Genomic DNA, 18435 nt, shown 5'->3' with positions numbered 1-18435 from the left:
GTAGTAAATCACTTAAGTCTAACATTTTTTGTGTGGAGATTCATAATATAGTTCAGGGGTATGAGATGGATGTTCTTAGTGTATCACACTCTTTGGTTTCCCTGTTTTCTTTACTAACCTCAACGGGTATGAGATAATTCTGTCTGCTTGGGGGTGTGAGGGAGGGGTAAGGAATTTGAAGGAGCGAAAGGGTTGTGGTGATTGATGGGATTGAGGATGAGAATAAGGGCTTATGGACACTTAAAGTATTAACCATACCCACATAACTCTCAAATTTTGGAATTTATTGCCCCTTCGGGGTTTTTGTTGAAAATTCGCAAAGTATTCTTTATAATTGTTAATATACTGATACGAAATGGAGGTTTGGTATGAAAGATTTTTCTTCAATGACTAAGGAAGAGCTACTAAAGGTTGCAAAGGAGAGAGGGTTTAGTGTCAATTCTAAAATGAAGAAATCTGATATAGTTAGCCTTTTAGAGAAGGGAGAGAAAGCAAAGGTTTCAGCTAAGGGTAAGGAGAGGTCTTCTTGCAGATCCAAGACGAAGAAAATACTAGAGCAAATAGAGCGTTCTATTGAGACAGTTGTTTCATCGCCACAAGTTTATGAGCGTGAAACAGGAATCGTATATATTGTTGAACCTTCAAGGGAGCTTCCTCATGAGTATGGAGAGACAAAAATAGTATTTCTGGTTCAAGATCCATACTGGACACATGTGTATTGGGAAATTTCTCACCAAAAAAGAGAAGAGCTGGGACTTCTTCCTAGAGGAGAGCATGGCAAGCAGTTGGTAGTCAGAGTTTATGATATTACAGGAGTTGAAAGCATATTTAATGGTCTTAACGCAAATTCTTTCTTTGATGTTTATGTAAACGACTATACGAACAATTGGTATATCAACGTTCCTGAATATGATAAAAGCTATTGTGCAGACTTAGGTGTAATGATTGATGGGAATTTTATAGTTATAGCAAGGTCCAATATAATAAGGGTTCCTAGAGGTAGTGTCTCTCCTTATTATGACGAAGAGTGGATGATAGTTACTGATGACATCTTGAGGGCTTCAGGTCTAGGAATGCTTCACGAGGTTGTAGGTTCTGGGATGATGATCAGAGCTTTAGAAATGCCGTTTAATATATCATCAGCAGAGTTTATGAGTTCATTTGCTATACCTGAAAGACCACCCCAGAAAAAAGGTTTCTGGCTTGAGGTGCATACCGAACTTACAGTATACGGTCAGACTGAACCAGATGCAACAGTAACCATATTCGGTGAGAAAATTAAGCTTGATAAAGATGGTAAGTTTTACCTTAAGATGTATCTGCCTGATGGTATAAGAAACATCCCAATAGTTGGAACCTCATCTGATGGAACCCATACTATATCAGTAATACCAATAGTAGAAAAGAAAACTGAGAGATACGAGGATATAAAAAAATAAAATCTGCTATTCTAACTACAGAATCTTCAGGCGTTATTTGGACTTTACCATATTTTTCTGAGAACCTTGGTAGTTAGAGAGTATGTCTTAGTGTTGAGATATGCTTTGGGGGTTGATTTATACTCTGGATTTGTTTTGCTATCTACTCGTTAGTGTCTTATTGTTGTAGTTACTCTTTCGTTTATCAATACAACAAAAGGAATTCATACCCGGGGAATGAGACCGAGGTTTAGGTTTTGGGAAGTAGTTTGTAAAATCTGAAGAAAAGATTTACTGCTACGAAAATTAAAATAGGGGGTTAAAATGGTAAGAGGGGTATATACTGGAGCTTCAGGAATGATAGCTCAACTTGATAACATAAACACTATTGCGAACAACCTTGCGAATATAAATACTACTTCATACAAAAGAGAGATTTCTTTATTCAAGGCATTTCCGGAGATGTTAGCAAGAAGGGTGAATGACAACGGTGTTGTAACATTTCCACTTGGTTCGTATGATAAAGCTCCAGTAGTGGGGAAATTCGGCACAGGAGTTGAAATAAACGAGATACAGACTATATTTGAGCAAGGTTCTTTGAGGCAGACGGAGAACCATTTTGATTTGGCGCTTGAGGGAGAAGGATTTTTTGTAGTTGAGACACCGGAAGGATTAAAGCTTACTAGAAATGGAGCTTTCAAAATAAGTAATGATAACTATCTGGTTACGAAAGAAGGTTTTAAGGTGCTTGGTGAGAATGGGTATATAAGGGTGAAAATTGGTAACTTCAAGGTTGACAAGCAGGGTAATATACTCATAGATATGTCACACGATCCGGCGATTCTTGATGATTTTGTTGCGACAGACCGAAGTGATATCAAGGATCAGGAAGTAGTTGATAGAATTATGATTGTTACTGTTGATTTTCCAAGGTATCTTAAGAAGGAAGGGCATTCATATTACAGCACTACTGAGCTCTCTGGTGAGATGAAGAGTATTGAAGAAGATAAAAGACCGAAAGTTCATCAGGGCTTTTTAGAAACATCAAATGTCAATCCGGTAGTGGAAATGGTAAAAATGATTTCTGCAGAAAGAGCATATGAAGCAAACTCTAAGACTATACAAACACATGATACTCTTCTAGGGAGAGCTGTAAATGAGGTAGGTAAGGGATTATCTGCTTAATCAGCTTAGCTATGTCTTGGTAAAAGAGTTTTGTAATCTCAACTGAGATGAATCCTAAAAGAATTCCGGTTATTACATCTGTGAGATAGTGGACTCCTAGGTAGATTCTGGAAAATCCTACAAGAATGGCGAAAACTAAAATAGGAATTGAAATTTCAATAGAAAAGGTGTTTACCGAGAAAAATAGAACAAAGGCTCCTGCAGTGTGACCTGAGGGAAAGGAGTATCTATCTGGAGGAACTATTAGTCTCTTTACTTCCTCTCTGTATCTTATATAGGGTCTTTTTCTGGTTGCGATGTTTTTTGCAGTTTTCTGTAAAAGAATTTGAATTATCAACGATATAGCTAGTAACACTCCTAGGTCGGAGTTTATAAGGAGGATAACAATGGTTATAATTAAAAGAACCCACCAGTCACATAAGGTAGAAATGATCTTGAAGAAAATTGTTAGAAAGCTACATCTTATTTTTATAACCTTGGAAATGAACCAAAAATCAAATCTAGAAACGAGAGAGAATTTCTTTGAAAAGAATAGTTTCAATCTCTCAATAAGCATTACACTTTTTCTTCAAATGCTTTTAAAGCATCATCAACAGAGTTGTAGAAATTGAACAAGTTTTCTAGTTCAACTAACTTAAGTATTTTTCTAACAGATTGGCTAACGTTAGAAAGTTTTATTCCACCTTTGTTGGCAGTGGTTCTCCTTAGAGAGGAGATCAGTACCCTTATTCCACTACTTGAAAGATGTTGGACATCTGTGAAGTCAAAGACTATTTTGTTTACATTCATTCCTAAGATTTCATTTATCTGTCTTTCTAGTTCAAGTGCTGATTGGACATCTATTCTGCCTCCTAACCTTACTACAACTACATCTCCTATTTTCTCAACTTTAAACATAACATGACCTCTTTTTTTAGATTGTAAAGCACCTAAACCTACTTTTTCAATTTAGTGACTTCAGAATACAATAAACTCCGGTTTCGGTTGATAACTGGCAAGATTCTAAAGGAAAGACAAAAGGAAGCCACGCCTAATGCTAGGTTTTGGAATTTGTTAGGTTTTTCTCTCTAAACTAAAAAACATGGCTTATGCATTTTTATAATTTATCTTATGCAGAAGGAAGAGAGACTCTTTGAGGAGGTAAAAGTCTCAACTCCGATGATTCGTCAATACTTCTCAATAAAGGAGAAGCACAAGGATAAGCTTCTACTGTTTAGGCTTGGTGACTTTTATGAGCTTTTTGGGGATGATGCCTACGAAGCTTCTAGGGTTCTGAATATAGTTCTTACCTCTAGAAATGAGTTACCCATGTGTGGGTTTCCTGCACACTCAGCTAGCAATTACATATATAAGCTTGTTAGAAGCGGGTATAAGGTGGCTATCTGTGAACAACTTGAAGATGCTTCTCTGGCTAAAGGAATAGTGAGAAGGGGAGTTGTGCAAATAATAACTCCGGGAACGATAACAGATGTTGATGTTCTTGAGAGTAGGTCCAACAACTTCCTTATGAGTATTCAAAGCATAGGGGAGAATTTGTTCTCTGCGTTTGGAGATATATCCACCGGTGAGATACTCATTGAAAGAATAAAACTTTCTGAAGATATTGATAAGATCCATGATGAGGAGGAAATATACCTCCTTAAGAAGGAACTTAGGGAGTTGTTGACGAAATATAAGCCTTCGGAAGTTCTTATTAGCAACACTCTTTTGTCAAATTCTTTGATATCTTCTGTGCTTTCTGAGTTCAAATGGATTACTATAACCTCTTACCCTGAGTGGTTTTTTGATAGGACCGACTGCGTGAGGATATTCAATAAGCACAGTGGTAAGGCACAGATGGATTTTCCGTTTGGTGAAGATGAGAAAACAGTAATAGGTGCGATACTTAGATACTTTGAGGAGACTCAACTTACCGAGGATATAGGTGTATCAAGCATATCGTTTATTGATAACCGAAAGTATATGGAGATAGACGAATTTTCAATAAAAAATCTGGAGATAGTTTCAAATTTACTGGATGGCACTAAGAAATATACTCTTCTTGAGGTTCTGGATAACTCAACAACACCGATGGGAGGAAGACTCATTAGGAAGATGCTTCTTAATCCTTCAGTTGAGCTTAATGTCATTAGGACTAGATTAGATAAAGTTGAATACTTTTTCAACAATTACTCTAGAACCAAGGAACTTAGGAAGAAACTTTCCGAGATTGCGGATATTGAGAGGATAAGTAATAGAATTTTTTTCAAGAGAGCAACACCGAAGGAGTTAGTTAACCTAAAGAATTCCATTGGAGCGCTTTCCGAAATTATTGGGCTCATAGCAGATTATATGGAGAAGTTTGGCATTGAGATTCCCGAAAGTATCTCTGAGATCTACACTCTAGTGGATAAGACGATAAATGACAATCCTCCAAATAGTTTTGATGAAGGAGGAGTCATAAGAGAAGGAGTGAGTAAAGAACTTGACGAACTTAGAACTATAAAGAGTAGCTCTGAGCTGTATATTGAGAGGATTCAGGAAAGGGAAAGGGCAAGAACGGGTATCCAGTCACTGAAGGTTGGCTATAATAAGGTCATAGGGTTCTACATAGAGGTCTCTAAGGCTAATCTCCATTTGGTTCCCAGTGACTATGAAAGAAAACAGACACTGGTAAACGCGGAAAGATTCGTGACCACCGAACTTAAGGAACTAGAGTATAAGTTTATGTATGCCTCCGAGAGAGTAGTAGTTCTTGAGAGAGAATTGTTTAACTTTGTTCTTTCTGAACTTTCAAAGTATTATGGGGAGCTAAAGAAGGTTTCGGACTTTGTTGGGGAGATTGATGTTTTTTCTGGTTTGGGGCTTTTAGCAGTTGAGAATGATTATTCAAGACCGGAGGTTGTAGATAGCGATGAATTTGTTATTAGGATGGGTAGACATCCCGTTGTAGAGAGATACCTTTCTAGGGGTGAGTTTGTTCCAAATGATACTAACATGAATAACAGAGATAGCAGGATAATAATTCTTACAGGTCCAAATATGGCTGGAAAATCTACTTATCTTAGACAAAATGCTCTTATCGCTATTATGGCTCATGTTGGTTCTTTCGTGCCTGCGAAGGAGTGTAGGATAGGGATAATTGACAAAATATTCACGAGGATTGGAGCAAGTGATTATCTTGCACTGGGTCAGAGTACATTTTTAGTTGAGATGATAGAAGTAGCAAACATTCTTAGGAATGCTACTCCCAGAAGTCTTATAGTTATGGACGAAGTAGGTAGAGGAACCTCAACCTTTGATGGTGTGTCAATAGCTTGGGCTGTCATTGATTATATTGCTAATAACCCTCATAAGTATGGGAAAACACTTTTTGCTACGCACTATCATGAGCTTACAAAACTTGGCGATGATGAGAAAAGGGGAATAAAAAACTTCACAATGGCTGTTAGAGAGTATAAGGACGAAGTTGTCTTTTTAAAGAAGGTTGTAAAGGGGGTGGCTAACAAAAGTTACGGAATATTTGTTGCTAAGATTGCTGGAATTCCTGAGAAGATAGTAGATAAGGCAAATGAGATTCTTCTTGAACTTGAGAAATCCCAGAAGTTCGTTAGGGAGAAGATTAAGAAGGAGGATATTGGAATTCTTCAACCTTCACTTTTTGTATTTGATATGCCCGAGAAGATAAAGGAGGTGATTGAGTATATTAGGAGGGTAGATATTGATTCTATTACGCCTGTAGAAGCGTTGAGGATTTTGGAAGAGCTTAAGTCTAAGGTGAGTTGATCTTTATTTTTCGGTTAGTCTGTTCTATAGTGAGTTCCTATACTTTCTCTGTTGGACCAAGCGGAAAGTGCTACTATGAATCCTGTCTGTACACCATTTCTTAATTCAATTATGTCTCTGTTTATCTTCACATCCTTATAGAAATCTTCAATGTCGTTAAGTAGGTTTTTGAGGTCTGTTAGTGCCCTCTTTAGCCTATTTCTAGTTCTTATAGGCCCTACGTAGTTCCACATGATGTTTTTTGCGTAGTCCCAGTCTTGTTTTATAAGAACTGGGTCTGGATATTCTGTGCCAGTGTCTGTCCATGGTATAACATCGGGAAACTCGTTGAACATGTCTTTGTTTAGGTTTTCAAGAATAAATTTTGTGCATCTGGATCCGAAAAATACGCCTTCAAGTAGTGAAGTGCTTGCAAGTCTGTTAGCACCATGTAATCCAGTGCATGCAACTTCTCCGATTGCCATAAGCCTTTTTATGTTCGTTTTGCCAAAACTATCGGTTTTGATTCCACCGCATTGAAAGTGGAAAGCAGGAACTATCGGAATAAGCTCTTTTGACATATCAATGCCAACCTCTTCAAGAGTAGAGAATATAGTTGGGAATCTCTTTCTAAGTTTGTCTTTGCTTCCTATCTTGCTTGCATCAAGGAATACACACTCTTCTTTGCTTTCCGTCAGCTCTGATATTATCCCTCTTGTTACTATATCCCTAGGTGCAAGTTCACCTCTTGGGTCATACTTGAGAAGAAACCTTTCACCCTTGGAGTTTACTATCACTCCTCCCTCACCTCGCACAGACTCGGATATGAGAAAGTTCTTCTTCAGGGGATGGTAGAGAGTTGTAGGATGAAATTGTGTATACTCCATATTTATCAGCTCTGCTCCTATCCTGTAAGCCATTGCATACCCATCTCCAGTTGCAGTCTCTGGATTAGTGTTGTGTAGGTATATCTTCCCCATTCCACCTGTTGCTAAAACTGTTACCTTCGCCAAAATGTTCTTAACCTTTCCAGTAGATAGATCTAGAACATAGGCACCTAAGCAAGTTTTATCTTTATACATCCTAAACCTGTCTCTAGAGTGAAACTGCCAAGTTATTAGATCTATTGCCAAATGTTTCTGTAGGATCTTCACATTTTTAAGTTCGTTGAGCTTAGAGATGATTTTAGAGATTATCGCCTTACCAGTTTTATCGCCAGAAAATATTATCCTTCTTGCAGAATGGGCCCCTTCCTCGGTGAATTCAAATGTTCCGTTGTCATCCTTAACGAATTCAACACCAATTTCATCCACTAGAATCTCCTTAACAGCTCTAGGACCTTCATACGCCACCAGCCTAACAATCTCGGGATTATTTACTTCTGCTCCTGCCCGAATTATGTCATTGTAGAGTTTTTCCGGAGAGTCATCTTCACCAAGGTAAACTATTCCTCCCTGAGCATAATGCGTGCTACCATCGTCCTCAGTTGTTTCCTTCAGCAAGACAGTTACATCAAGACCTTCCTTTCCAAGCTTGTAAGCACAGATGCCTCCAGCTATCCCTAGCCCAATCACCAATACATCAGTGGTTATAAAACTATCCATACCCTTGTTCGCATTCTCGTAAGAAATTTAACAAATGGTCTACTGGAATTTCAATAAACTTCCACTGGAAACCGATAAGAAATAAAAGGAAGAATACGCTTTACTTAGCTTATACATCTAAAGTGCAATTCAAGTTAGCAAAATCTAGCTTCTAACCTTTGTTGAGAGGATACTTACCCAGTCCCAAGAAAGACTGCGAAAAAATGAAAAAACTACCCCTAGTTGTAAGTTCTGGCCTTTATTGACCTAATTTTTTTATTATGGAGGCAGATTTATTTTTTTTGTCACGATTTTTAGGTTAAATCCGTTAAATTATATGGATTGGAAGAATTTGGATGAATGAAACGGTAGTTAGACTTCTTTTAACATATCAACTATGGAAAACGAAGCAGAGTTGATATACCGAATAGTCTGCGGAGACGAGAATGCGTTCGCTGAGTTATATAACAAATATAGCAAGTCACTTATTAGCTTTGTGTATAAGTATACGAGGGATGTGGATATGTCTATTGATGTAGTTCAGGAGACATTCGTAAGGTTTATAGAGAATATCAATACTTACTCACCTAAGGGTCGCTTCAAAAGCTTTATTTTTAAAACAGCCTTGAATATAATTAGAGACAGAAAAAGAAGAGAAAAAAGGGAGAGAAAAGTTATTGAGGAAATAGCCTATAACAGTGGATGTGTGTCTAATGGGGATAACATGAAGGAAGAGATGATGTGCATTGTGGATTCTCTACCAGATAGGGAGAAAGAAATTCTCCTTCTTAGGTTGGAAGGATACAAAATAGAAGAAATTGCCGAAATGGAAAGTTGTAGTTCTAGGACAATTAAGAGAATTTTGAAAAAAACAATAAATGAGATAAAGTCAAAACTAGGGTTAGGAGGGAATATATGAGGCATGTGACTTTGGAAGAAATGTTATTGTCAGAACTTGATGAGAAAAGAATGGAGCATATAAGAAGTTGTGAGCAGTGTAGGAAGCTGTATGAGTCAGTGAATATTCAGGTAGATAATAGTATAATTGGGATAATAGATTCAAAGGTGAAAGAGAGTGTTTTGTTAAAGTTCAGAGAGATGAAAACACTTGGTAAGATTGGGAATAGAGTAACTATTTCCGAAAAATTTAGCAGAGTGAATCTGATAAAGTATGCTTTAGGTGTTGCATTGTCTTTTCTTGTGATAGTGATGTTTTCAATATTCTTTTTCTTTACAACTGAGGAGATGAGTTTTCAAACTACTTCTTTTTCTGTAGGGAACAATATTGTGAAAATTGCGACTCATCACAAAGTTGAGGGAGTAAAGCTTAAGGAGGAAAGTAACACAATTTTTGTATATCTTCCTAAGATTGATAGAGGTAGGGTCTATGTTTTTCCGGATTCTGGTGTGAGTGGGGTAGTCCTAGTAATTGGTAACCAAGAGTATAGATTCCAAACAGCGCAGGTGAAGGCAACAATAAGTGGAGGAAAGTTATTTGTAGATGGTAGGGAAATTAAGCCAGTGGCTTTTGGCAAGAAGTATAGAAATGTAATCTTCCTTAAGGATGGTAGAGAAATAGAGGGGAACTTGATAGGAATAAAGGAAGATGTTATAATTTTTGAGACAGATGGGGGAATAAGGGAGTTTTACAAAAAGGATGTTGAGAAGATTAAGTACTCTTACTAGTTTCCTTTTCGTAAGTTTTTTTGCAAATTTACAAGGGATTTGTGATGTCATAATTCTTAAGAATGATGAGGTTTTGAAGGGAAAGGTACTATCAAAGGAGAGTAATACTTTAGTTTTTAGAACGGAGGATGGTAGGACTGTGAGTATAGATGAAAAGCAAGTAGGTGTGATAGAGTTTGTATCTGATAAAGTTGTTGAAGTTCAATTAAACGGTAAAAGGGTTAAGGGAGTGGAAGTAGGTGAGACGAAAGAAGGAATAATAGTGAAAACTGCCTTTGGGGAGCATATTGTTAGAAGATCTCAAGTAAAGGAAGTGCGTCTTAAAACTTTAATTCCAGACCAAAGTATTGTGTTTATCACAAATTATGTATCAATAACTAACGAAGTTTTGAAAGTTATAACTAACTTTGTTGGCTTCACTAACTTTGTAACAAACTATTTCACAAACAGTATTACCAATGTTTCAGTCAATAATGTTACATCCGAAAGTGAGGTAGATAGGAAAGTCAGATTTCTTTTGAGTATAGGTTTGTGTTATGATTTTTTGAATTTCTATCCTATGTTTATTTCTGGAGTAAGGGCTAGATTGTTCAACAGAGGTAATTTTACCTTTTACTTAGGTAGAGCTTGGTTGGGTTTCGTGGGTGGATACGGGATTAGTTATGAACCGTTTGGTTGGTTAGAACTAAAGTTAGGAATGGGTGGCTTTTTTGCCTTGCGGAGCTCTTATTTCCTTGCAAGCGGTTTAGAAATCTTGATAGATACTCAGTATTTCCAACTACTACTCCCGGTAGAAGTAATGTTTGTAGGTAGTAGTAATACTGTAGTTGGTTTGGGATTAGGAGCAAGTTTTTAGATCTCCTTAGAATATACTCTGTATATTTTGTGGATCCTTCCTCCCATTTTTTCAATTCCTTCGTTGATGAGTCTGTTATCCTCCAGAGTCCAAGATAGCTCTCCATACTTGTATCCTCTTTTGGTTGCGTTTTGGTATGTCTGGATATAGAGTATTAGGTCCAGTCCTAATCTTCTGTAATCCTTTTTAACGCCTGCTAACAGTAATCTACCTGTTTCAAACTTGTTTTTGGGTTTAATGTAGAGCCTATATGCCAAAGCTAGCATCTGCTGAATATTGAGCAAGAAGAGATTTGAGGTTCTATATTTTATTAACACTTCGTTTAGGTTATGCACTGCTACAGAAAATGCTACAGCCTCACCTTTGTCATTCTCAATTATCACCACCATGTCTGGATATGCTATTGAGCCAAGAAACTCGCCTATCTCCTTCTTCTCTTCCTCAGTAACGGGAATGAACATATAATTCTCAGACCAACTATCATGGTATATCTCCACTATCCTCTCTACTTCATTATGAATGTCTTTTAAGTTTGCGTATCTTACTCTGAAATTGCCCCTTTTTAGGATTTTTTCTGCTAGGTTTAGAAGTTTTTCATCTATCGGCAAAGTAGGGTCGTAATACCATGCATAAAGGTCCTTAGCTTTCTTGAAGCCATAATTCTCAATAAGGTGCTTGTAGTATTCGGGATTGTAAGGCATCATTACAAACGAAGGGCTATCAAATCCTTCAACCAGTAGTCCCCACTCATCATTCGTTGAGTAATTTGCGGGACCATATACTGTGTCTAGTCCTTTGCTTTTTAACCACTCAATAGCTTTGTCAAAAAGAGCGTTTGCAACTTCTTGATCATCTATACTCTCGAAAAAGCCAAAAAAGCCATCTTTCTTTTTGTATCTTTCATTGTGAATGTTGTTTTTTATAGCTGAGATCCTGCCAACAGGTTTACCGTTCTTATAGGCTATAAAAAATTCTGCTTCGTTGTGCTTAAGAAAAGATGACCTTCTTCTGTCAAGCTTTTTTCTTATATCCATGATCAGTGGAGGAGTCCAATTAGGATTATTACCTTGAACATAGAAAGCAACCTTTATAAACTCATTGGGGTTTTTGCAAACTCTTACCTCTACCATAGGTTACCTCACTAACGGTGATATTTTATTCAGAATGTTAGCGAAAAAACAATTTTTTGACTCATTCTCCAATGAAGTCTAAAATTTAACAATAGGTATGGTTTTTCTTTTATTCTTTTCACAGTCTCTGTCGGGGCTGGGTAGACACTTCTCTCAACGAACACCTAGGAAACTTAGTTTTGTTTTTTTGCGTTTTGGCTCTTAGGTTGACGATAATGATAGAGTATGTATGAGCTTTTAGACAGCTTTTTGGAATACCTTAGGCTCAATAGAAGCTACTCTGAGCTTACTATTGAAAGTTATTCTAGAGACATTGGGTATTTCCTTGAGTTTATTGAAAGTAAGGGAATTTCGTTGGAGGAGGTCAATCCTAAAGTTATGAGGGAGTTTTCTCTTTACATAAACTCTACAAGGAAGCTTAAACCAAGTTCTCTAAGAAGGCTTTTATCTTCGGTAAGATCCTTCTCAAGGTTTTTGTACAAAAATGGGCTCGTCTCAAAGAACTTTGGAAAATATATAGTGTATCCTAAACTGCCGTCCGAACTACCAAAGTTTCTAGATGAAGATGAGGTATTATCTCTTCTTAGTAATCTTGAGGACAGTGTTTATAAAAGCTTTGAGGTAGAAAGGAGAGTTAAGGCTATCCGTGATATTGCAGTAGTATTTTGTCTTTATCTTACGGGACTTAGGGTTTCAGAGGTTACCAATCTTACTCTTAGTGATGTCAACTTTACAAGCGATGTGATTATTGTTAAGGGCAAGGGTGGAAAAAGAAGATTAGTGCCGATGCATCCTGTTCTCAAGGAAAAGCTAAAATTGTATCTTTCTATAAGGGATGAGATTAAGGTTAAGAAAACGGAGCTGTTTTTTGTTGGTAATTCCAGAAATGGAGGTTTGAGCATTAGACAGATAAGGAATTTGGTTTATAAGTATACGTCGCTAGTTGGTGAAAAGTTAGGACCTCATGGGTTAAGGCATACTTTTGCTACACATTTGCTTAACGATGGAAACGACATAAGAGTGATACAAGAGATACTAGGACATTCGTCAATAGCCACCACCCAGAGATATGTTCACACTTCTCTTAAGAGACTGAAAGAGGTCTACACTAATGCTCACCCGCACGCCTGAGTGTGAACTTTAGTATGTGTTGGTTGAAGGCTTTGCTAAGAAATCAGCCCTTCAAGTATTGCTTTGCCATCCACTGACCCTAGGGAGATTTCGGAAGCTCTTTCTGGGTGTGGCATCATACCTAGAACGTTCTTTGTTTTGTTTAGGATTCCTGCTATACTGTAGGTTGAACCATTTGGGTTACTCTCCTCATTTACTATGCCAAATTTGTCACAGTATTGAAATAGGATCTGTTCGTTATCTAGGGCTTCTTTAAGCTGATCATCCGTAAGATAGTAATTCCCTTCCCCGTGAGCTATAGGCATGGTGAGTATCTGACCGTTTTTATACTTTCTCGTAAAGATGCTTCTATTGTTTACCACCTTTATGTGCTGAAACTTGCATACAAACCTCAGGGTTTTGTTTTTTAGAAAAGCTCCGGGTAAAAGTCCAGCTTCAACTAATATCTGAAAGCCGTTGCATATTCCTAGAACAGGGTATCCTTTTTCCGCAAGGTTTTTTACCTCTCTCATTACCGGAGAGAATCTGGCAAGTCCTCCTGCCCTAAGGTAGTCTCCGTAAGAGAATCCGCCAGGAAGCACTACTGCTCTTAAATCAGATAGATCAGTCTCGGAATGCCATACATACCTTGCCTTTACTCCCAAAATATTGCTTAGAGCGTATAGAGTATCAGCATCACAGTTTGCCCCAGGAAAAACTATAACCCCCACGGTATTTCTTATCATATTTAAAATTCTAAATGATTACCCTTCTGTTTTGGAAAAAAGGATTTGCTTTAGGTTGAGCATTTACCTTCTGTCGTACCTTAGCTCTTTGGTTCTCATGGCAACTGGTAAAGAAACTCTAAAGACAGTCTCACCACGTCTAGATGAGAAGTCAATATTGCCTTTATGAAGCTTTATGATCTTGTATACTATACTTAATCCGATACCCAGACCACTCTCTTTTGTTGTGAAAAAAGGCTCAAATATTCTTTGTTTTACCTCTTCTGGTATTCCATAACCGTTGTCTTTTATCTCAATGACAACAAAATCCCCGTCAAATTTGCTGATAAAATAGGTCCTTATCTCTATAACCCCCTCTCCGTCCTTCACAGCCTCTATTGAGTTCTTAATGAGGTTAACTAGTGCTTGCTTTATAAGGTTCTTGTCACACAAAACCATTGGAAGGAATTCGTCTAGCATTACTTCTATAATTATCCCTCTTTCTCTAAACTCGGGCAAAAAGAACTCAACCACTTCGTTTACTATTGAGTTTATGTTTTCATATTTCTCCGCAAATTTATAGGGTCTAAGAGAGAACATCATCTCGTTTACTACATTGTTAAGTCTATCTATCTCCGAAAGGATTACATCTATCTCCCTCAGTGCATATTCTCTGTTAAATGTTTTCTTTTCAAGAATTTTTCTAAGCACTTTAGCATGAAGATACATTGCAGAGAGAGGGTTTTTTATTTCATGTGCTATGCTTGATGCAACATTAGAAAGTGAGGTCAGAGATTCTTCCTGAATCTTGTCAAGGTTTGCTATAGTTTCTTCAGTTATGTCACTTACGACAAAGTAAAAAACTTCAAAGTTTTTTGTAGAGCATTCTATCTTAAGGGTTCTTTCCTTCAAGACACTTTCTCCAAGATCCCACTTGGAGTTTAGTTTTACGCTTACAGAGTAGAAACTGATTTTCTCTTTGATCATGTTCTCTAGAGTTCTGCTGATGTGTTCTCCAAAGTTTTCTTCAAAAATCCAGTTTCCTTCTGTGCCTTCTAAAATACCAAGCTTTATACAAAAGTCATTGAAAAAGATTATCTCCTTTAGAGAACTTACCACGAAGACTGCTCTTCTTAGGGAAAAGTTGAGAATAGTCAGGAACCTTTCTCTCTCTTCCCAGAGTTCTTCAAGGAGTTTGACTAGGGTAGTCTGGGGGATTTTTCCTATTTTTTCAATTGTATGCTTTATTATTTGAGACAGAGAGTCTTCTTTCATTAAACGTATTCGGAGAGAGAGATAGATCTTATTTCAAAGTCTTCATCTTGCCCTCTGATGTTTAGAACCACAGTTTCTCCAACTTCCTTATCAATCAGCTTAACACCCATAGGAGATCTGTAGGAGATTATGTTCTTTGATGGGTCTGCGTCTTTGTCTCCCAGAATGTGGTATATGAATTCTTCGCTTGTTTTCTTGGATTTAAGCACTACTTTTGTTCCTACATCAACGTAATTTCTGGAAACTGCGTCAGGGTTTATAACTTTAAACTCCAGAAGTTCTTTTGCCATTTGCTCAGCTATTGCTTTTAGCTCCTCTTCTCTCTCAAGAAGTTCTGGAGTTGGAGAGGAAGCAATCGTTTTTGAGACTTTTGGTAATTCTTCGTTAAGTATTCTATTATACTCCTCTCTTATCTTCTCATAGGTTGCTCTTGTTATCATGAATGCACTCCTTCTGTCTCTGGTATCCTCCATATCTTTAAGGTCTGGATACTTGTAGTAAAGCTTTTGCCTTAAGGTGGAGAGTTCCTTTACCTCAAGAAGATCAAACTCTTGGATTTGGGAAAGTAGAACGAATGAGGTGTCTTTGCCTGATTCAAGAACAACTTTCTCTATTTCTTGGTAGTTGTTAAAGACTTCTCTAGCAAGAGAGTATATTCTCTTAGATACTCCTTTTTCTCCTCTCTCCTCAAAACTGTATTGGATTGATGAGAGAATGTTTGCAATACTGAGAAGGATGCTAACTTTGTTGATCCCAACACTTCTAAAAACATCCTCATATTCTCTCTGAAATATCATCTTTGCAAGCCACATGAACTTCAGATATGCTTTAAACCTGTTTCCGGTGGGACTACTTACTGAATCAATTATATTTGTAACCACGGTTTTGATTGCATCCATTTTGTCATAACTTACAAGCTCGGATAAAATGTAGTTGTTCAGTCTTATGGTATCAACTGAGAGTAGGATTTTAGTAAAAATCTCCGACCAATTATCAAACATTCCTTTGACAATATTAAGCAGATGCTTTCTTACTTCAGCAAACTCTACCGATTTAACAAATTCTATTATTTCCTCTTCCTTCATGCCTCTGACAGTTTCAAGGACCTTTTCCTTGATCTCTTGCGCTAAGTCTCTATACTTAAGCATTAGGATGATACCAGCTTCAACTATTTCAGTCTTGACACTTGAGCTTTTTACTATGCTAGTTAGGAATTCAACGATAGGCAGAGCTTGTGGCCCATCCAAACTGTCAACCTGCTGTAAGAAGTTGTAAATAAACTTCATCTTTTCCTCAAGTGTTGGTAAGCTCTCAAGTTCTTCTCTTATGTTTTCCTCAAGTTTTTTGCCACTTATGTAAATATAGGTATTCTTACTTTCGGGCGATACAACTACATTAACCTGACCTAGAGAGTGCCTAACCTTATTCCAGAAATCGTCAACCTCCTTATCGGACATAAACTCTTTAAGGACTTCCTTTATCTCCTTGACATTACCTTTCCCACCAAGGGAGATTAGGACGCTTTTTATTACGTCTGGTGAATTGCTTTCTATAAGCTTTGTTAGCTCATCTTTTCTATATTCCTTCCATACCCTTATGTCATCTTGCGAGAGAAAGTCAAGTGAGTAAAACGCTATATTGCTAGCCATCTTGTGCTGTTTCTTTTTAGCGAAGTCAATTACAACCCATTCATCTTGAACATCAGATACTATTCCAACGCCAAAGGTTTTGTGGTATACATACACACCTATATCAAACTTTAGCTTTTTCTCAAACTCTCCTAATTTGTCTAGAATTTCGCTGGAACTGATTCTGACATGTGAGTGAAGTTTACGCTTTATAAATTCCATAAATTCGTTCCAATACTTTGGTAGTAGTGAGTGGGTAGGGTATAGGGACTTATAGACTTCTCTAAGGTCATTTCTTACTCCTGCGTCGTTTGGCATGCACTTAGAGACAATAAACTTCAGCACCTCCAGCGCATGTTCGTACATTTCCTTCTTTTTAAAATGCATTGCAAACTTGTGTAGTAACCTTCCTATCTTTTCATGTGATACTAGATCCAGAAGTCTGAGAGATACGTTAAGAACGTACTTTACATCAAGTCCTTGGTGTAGGGACAGAAGCTTCTCAAACACTGCTAGGGCAGAAGTGGAGTTTTTTGAGTTTATAAACCTTTCCAGAGAGAGTTTGTAGTAATACACAGCCTTGACGATATTTCCTTCATCCTCATAATACTCAGCAAGAGATTTGGGTGTGTAAGCATCTTTTGAGTCTACCTTAACTAGCCTTTCTTTTATGTCAACAAGCTCATCTTTTCGGTTTTCAGATTTGTAATACTCTTCTAGAAGCTTTAGCGCATACTTCTCCTCTCTGTAGGAAAGAATCTTCTCAGCAACGAATACTGACATTGAGAGTTTTTTGTGCTCGCTAAACCTTAGTAAGATCTCAGGCATATAGTAGGTATCAATTGAACCTTTTTTCAGTAGTATCAAGCCTACAGTGTAAAGAGCAAATATGCTGTTAGGATTTTCTTTAAGATGCTCTTCACATAGAAATTGAAGATCCTTTTCCTTTCCTGCCAGTATTACCTGATCAACTATGCTCTCAATTTTGACAAAGTCTTTTCTAGAGTAGTCATCAAGAGAATGCTTTGATAGTCTTTCTTCGTTAAGAAGTTTGATCATTTCTTCATTATACTCAACATTAGTGTTAGTCAAAGCCATTTATATACCCCCAACTTTAGTTTGTTATATATGTTTGGAGAGAATTTCTGCAGAATTTTGCCAACTTCCTTTGCAAGAGCGTAGTCCTCAATCTGCAAAGAGTAGTAATCTATAAGCCATATGTAGCTATTGATGAGTCTAGGCTCAAGGATGTTTCTCCACCTTCTATTGCTCTCGTATTCTCTTTCCATTGTCTTAACTCTCTCTAAAATCAAGTTTACTTCCTCTTGAGATAGTTCTCTTCTTACGTCAAATAGGTTTTCTATTACTCCGTAGATGGGTATCCACTCGTTTATCTCTTCTGCCCTATAGCCATTGCTTACCACTATTTTTATAAGCCCTTTTATTATCATAGACTTCATCTCAAATATCTCCACCTCCTGAGGATTCCAGAAAAAAGATTCTCTAAAGAGAAGCTTTGAAGTGTCTATCTCACCGATCTCAAAGTAAGCGTCCGCAAGATTAGCTAGAACTCCTGAGTCGTAAGGTCTGTATTCCCTAACATCTTCCAATATGTCAATACATCTGACAACTTCCCCTATCTCCCTGTAGCATTTACTGACCTTCACCATCAGATCAATATCTATAACGTTACCACTGTTGTTCGCATTTATATTATCAACTATTGATTGGTAATATTTCAACGCAAGTAAAAAAATGTAGTACTTCATAGATTCAACAAGGTCGGAAAACCTGCTACAGTTATTTGTGTTAATCCACTGCTGTAGGTTCTTCCATTCAATTATCAACATATCTCCGATTTTGTGAGGATCACCCATCTCTCTTATCCTTTTGATTTTTGAGAGAATATACTTTACTATCTTTATACCGCACTCTGACTCTTCGTCTACACCTTTTCTGAGTGTGTCTTCAAAGAATCTCAATGCTTCTGTTATCTTTCCTGCTTTTATTAAACTGTAGGCGCTTATTTTGTTCATCTCTGAAACAATTATATACAACATCTTTGGAATTTTTCTAAATAGCGAAATTTGAGTAT

At 37.3% G+C, this 18435-nt stretch carries 15 protein-coding genes; 7 read left to right on the top strand and 8 right to left on the bottom strand.

Features of this window, described 5'->3' with window-relative positions; genetic code table 11:
• Positions 1 to 368: 368 nt before the first annotated feature.
• Both ABDH28_04875 and flgF read left to right on the top strand, forming a co-directional pair.
• Positions 369 to 1439, top strand: coding sequence for a DUF4912 domain-containing protein (locus tag ABDH28_04875; protein ID MEN2998349.1), 1071 nt, complete (start codon positions 369 to 371; stop codon positions 1437 to 1439).
• Between the two features lie 303 nt (positions 1440 to 1742).
• Positions 1743 to 2603: a flagellar basal-body rod protein FlgF gene (gene flgF / locus ABDH28_04870; GenBank protein ID MEN2998348.1), complete on the top strand. Its 861-nt coding sequence runs from the start codon at positions 1743 to 1745 to the stop codon at positions 2601 to 2603.
• On the opposite strand, the gene ABDH28_04865 is transcribed toward flgF, so the two are convergent.
• Together ABDH28_04865 and ABDH28_04860 are read right to left on the bottom strand one after the other, a co-directional pair.
• Entirely contained in the window at positions 2536 to 3159 is a 624-nt protein-coding gene (locus ABDH28_04865) for a phosphatase PAP2 family protein (GenBank protein MEN2998347.1), read from the bottom strand. The two genes, flgF and ABDH28_04865, sit on opposite strands and share 68 nt — an antisense overlap.
• Positions 3159 to 3500, bottom strand: a complete 342-nt coding sequence (locus tag ABDH28_04860) for an STAS domain-containing protein (protein MEN2998346.1) — start codon at positions 3498 to 3500, stop codon at positions 3159 to 3161. The genes ABDH28_04865 and ABDH28_04860 overlap by 1 nt, the downstream gene beginning before the upstream one ends.
• 213 nt (positions 3501 to 3713) lie before the next feature.
• Here ABDH28_04860 and mutS point away from each other — a divergent pair, with 213 nt between their 5' ends.
• A complete protein-coding gene (gene mutS / locus ABDH28_04855) occupies positions 3714 to 6368 on the top strand; it encodes a DNA mismatch repair protein MutS (protein ID MEN2998345.1) in 2655 nt (884 codons plus the stop codon).
• 14 nt (positions 6369 to 6382) lie between these two features.
• Here the strand turns inward: mutS and nadB are convergent, their stop codons facing one another.
• Positions 6383 to 7951, bottom strand: a complete 1569-nt coding sequence (nadB, locus tag ABDH28_04850; protein MEN2998344.1) for an L-aspartate oxidase — start codon at positions 7949 to 7951, stop codon at positions 6383 to 6385.
• Between the two features lie 376 nt (positions 7952 to 8327).
• Between nadB and ABDH28_04845 the strand changes: the two genes are divergently transcribed.
• The 3 genes from ABDH28_04845 to ABDH28_04835 are packed head-to-tail and all read left to right on the top strand — an operon-like array spanning position 8328 to position 10472.
• Positions 8328 to 8849: a sigma-70 family RNA polymerase sigma factor gene (locus ABDH28_04845; GenBank protein ID MEN2998343.1), complete on the top strand. Its 522-nt coding sequence runs from the start codon at positions 8328 to 8330 to the stop codon at positions 8847 to 8849.
• Complete coding sequence (locus tag ABDH28_04840) at positions 8846 to 9616, top strand: hypothetical protein (protein ID MEN2998342.1); 771 nt, start codon at positions 8846 to 8848, stop codon at positions 9614 to 9616. Before ABDH28_04845 ends, ABDH28_04840 begins: the two co-directional genes overlap by 4 nt.
• Positions 9588 to 10472 carry a hypothetical protein gene (locus ABDH28_04835; protein MEN2998341.1) on the top strand — a complete coding sequence of 295 codons (885 nt, stop codon included), beginning with the start codon at positions 9588 to 9590 and terminating at the stop codon, positions 10470 to 10472. The genes ABDH28_04840 and ABDH28_04835 overlap by 29 nt, the downstream gene beginning before the upstream one ends.
• On the opposite strand, the gene ABDH28_04830 is transcribed toward ABDH28_04835, so the two are convergent.
• Complete coding sequence (locus ABDH28_04830; GenBank protein ID MEN2998340.1) at positions 10469 to 11602, bottom strand: N-acetyltransferase; 1134 nt, start codon at positions 11600 to 11602, stop codon at positions 10469 to 10471. The two genes, ABDH28_04835 and ABDH28_04830, sit on opposite strands and share 4 nt — an antisense overlap.
• Before the next feature lie 225 nt (positions 11603 to 11827).
• Between ABDH28_04830 and ABDH28_04825 the strand changes: the two genes are divergently transcribed.
• Positions 11828 to 12733 (top strand): tyrosine-type recombinase/integrase, encoded by a 906-nt coding sequence (locus tag ABDH28_04825; GenBank protein ID MEN2998339.1) that lies wholly within the window; start codon positions 11828 to 11830, stop codon positions 12731 to 12733.
• A 35-nt stretch (positions 12734 to 12768) separates the two neighbouring features.
• Here ABDH28_04825 and purQ read toward each other — a convergent pair whose 3' ends face one another.
• The 4 genes from purQ to ABDH28_04805 all read right to left on the bottom strand — a co-directional run bounded on the left by purQ (position 12769) and on the right by ABDH28_04805 (position 18400).
• Positions 12769 to 13458, bottom strand: coding sequence for a phosphoribosylformylglycinamidine synthase I (gene purQ, locus ABDH28_04820; protein ID MEN2998338.1), 690 nt, complete (start codon positions 13456 to 13458; stop codon positions 12769 to 12771).
• A gap of 63 nt (positions 13459 to 13521) precedes the next feature.
• Positions 13522 to 14712 carry an ATP-binding protein gene (locus tag ABDH28_04815; GenBank protein ID MEN2998337.1) on the bottom strand — a complete coding sequence of 397 codons (1191 nt, stop codon included), beginning with the start codon at positions 14710 to 14712 and terminating at the stop codon, positions 13522 to 13524.
• Positions 14712 to 17438 (bottom strand): GreA/GreB family elongation factor, encoded by a 2727-nt coding sequence (locus tag ABDH28_04810; GenBank protein ID MEN2998336.1) that lies wholly within the window; start codon positions 17436 to 17438, stop codon positions 14712 to 14714. Before ABDH28_04810 ends, ABDH28_04815 begins: the two co-directional genes overlap by 1 nt.
• Positions 17429 to 18400 (bottom strand): tetratricopeptide repeat protein, encoded by a 972-nt coding sequence (locus ABDH28_04805; GenBank protein MEN2998335.1) that lies wholly within the window; start codon positions 18398 to 18400, stop codon positions 17429 to 17431. Before ABDH28_04805 ends, ABDH28_04810 begins: the two co-directional genes overlap by 10 nt.
• Positions 18401 to 18435: the final 35 nt, after the last annotated feature.

This window comes from Brevinematia bacterium (assembly GCA_039630355.1).
GTDB lineage: Bacteria > Spirochaetota > Brevinematia > DTOW01 > DTOW01 > SKYB106.
Note: the sequence above shows the minus strand (reverse complement) of the source record. Positions and strands in the feature narration are given on the sequence as shown.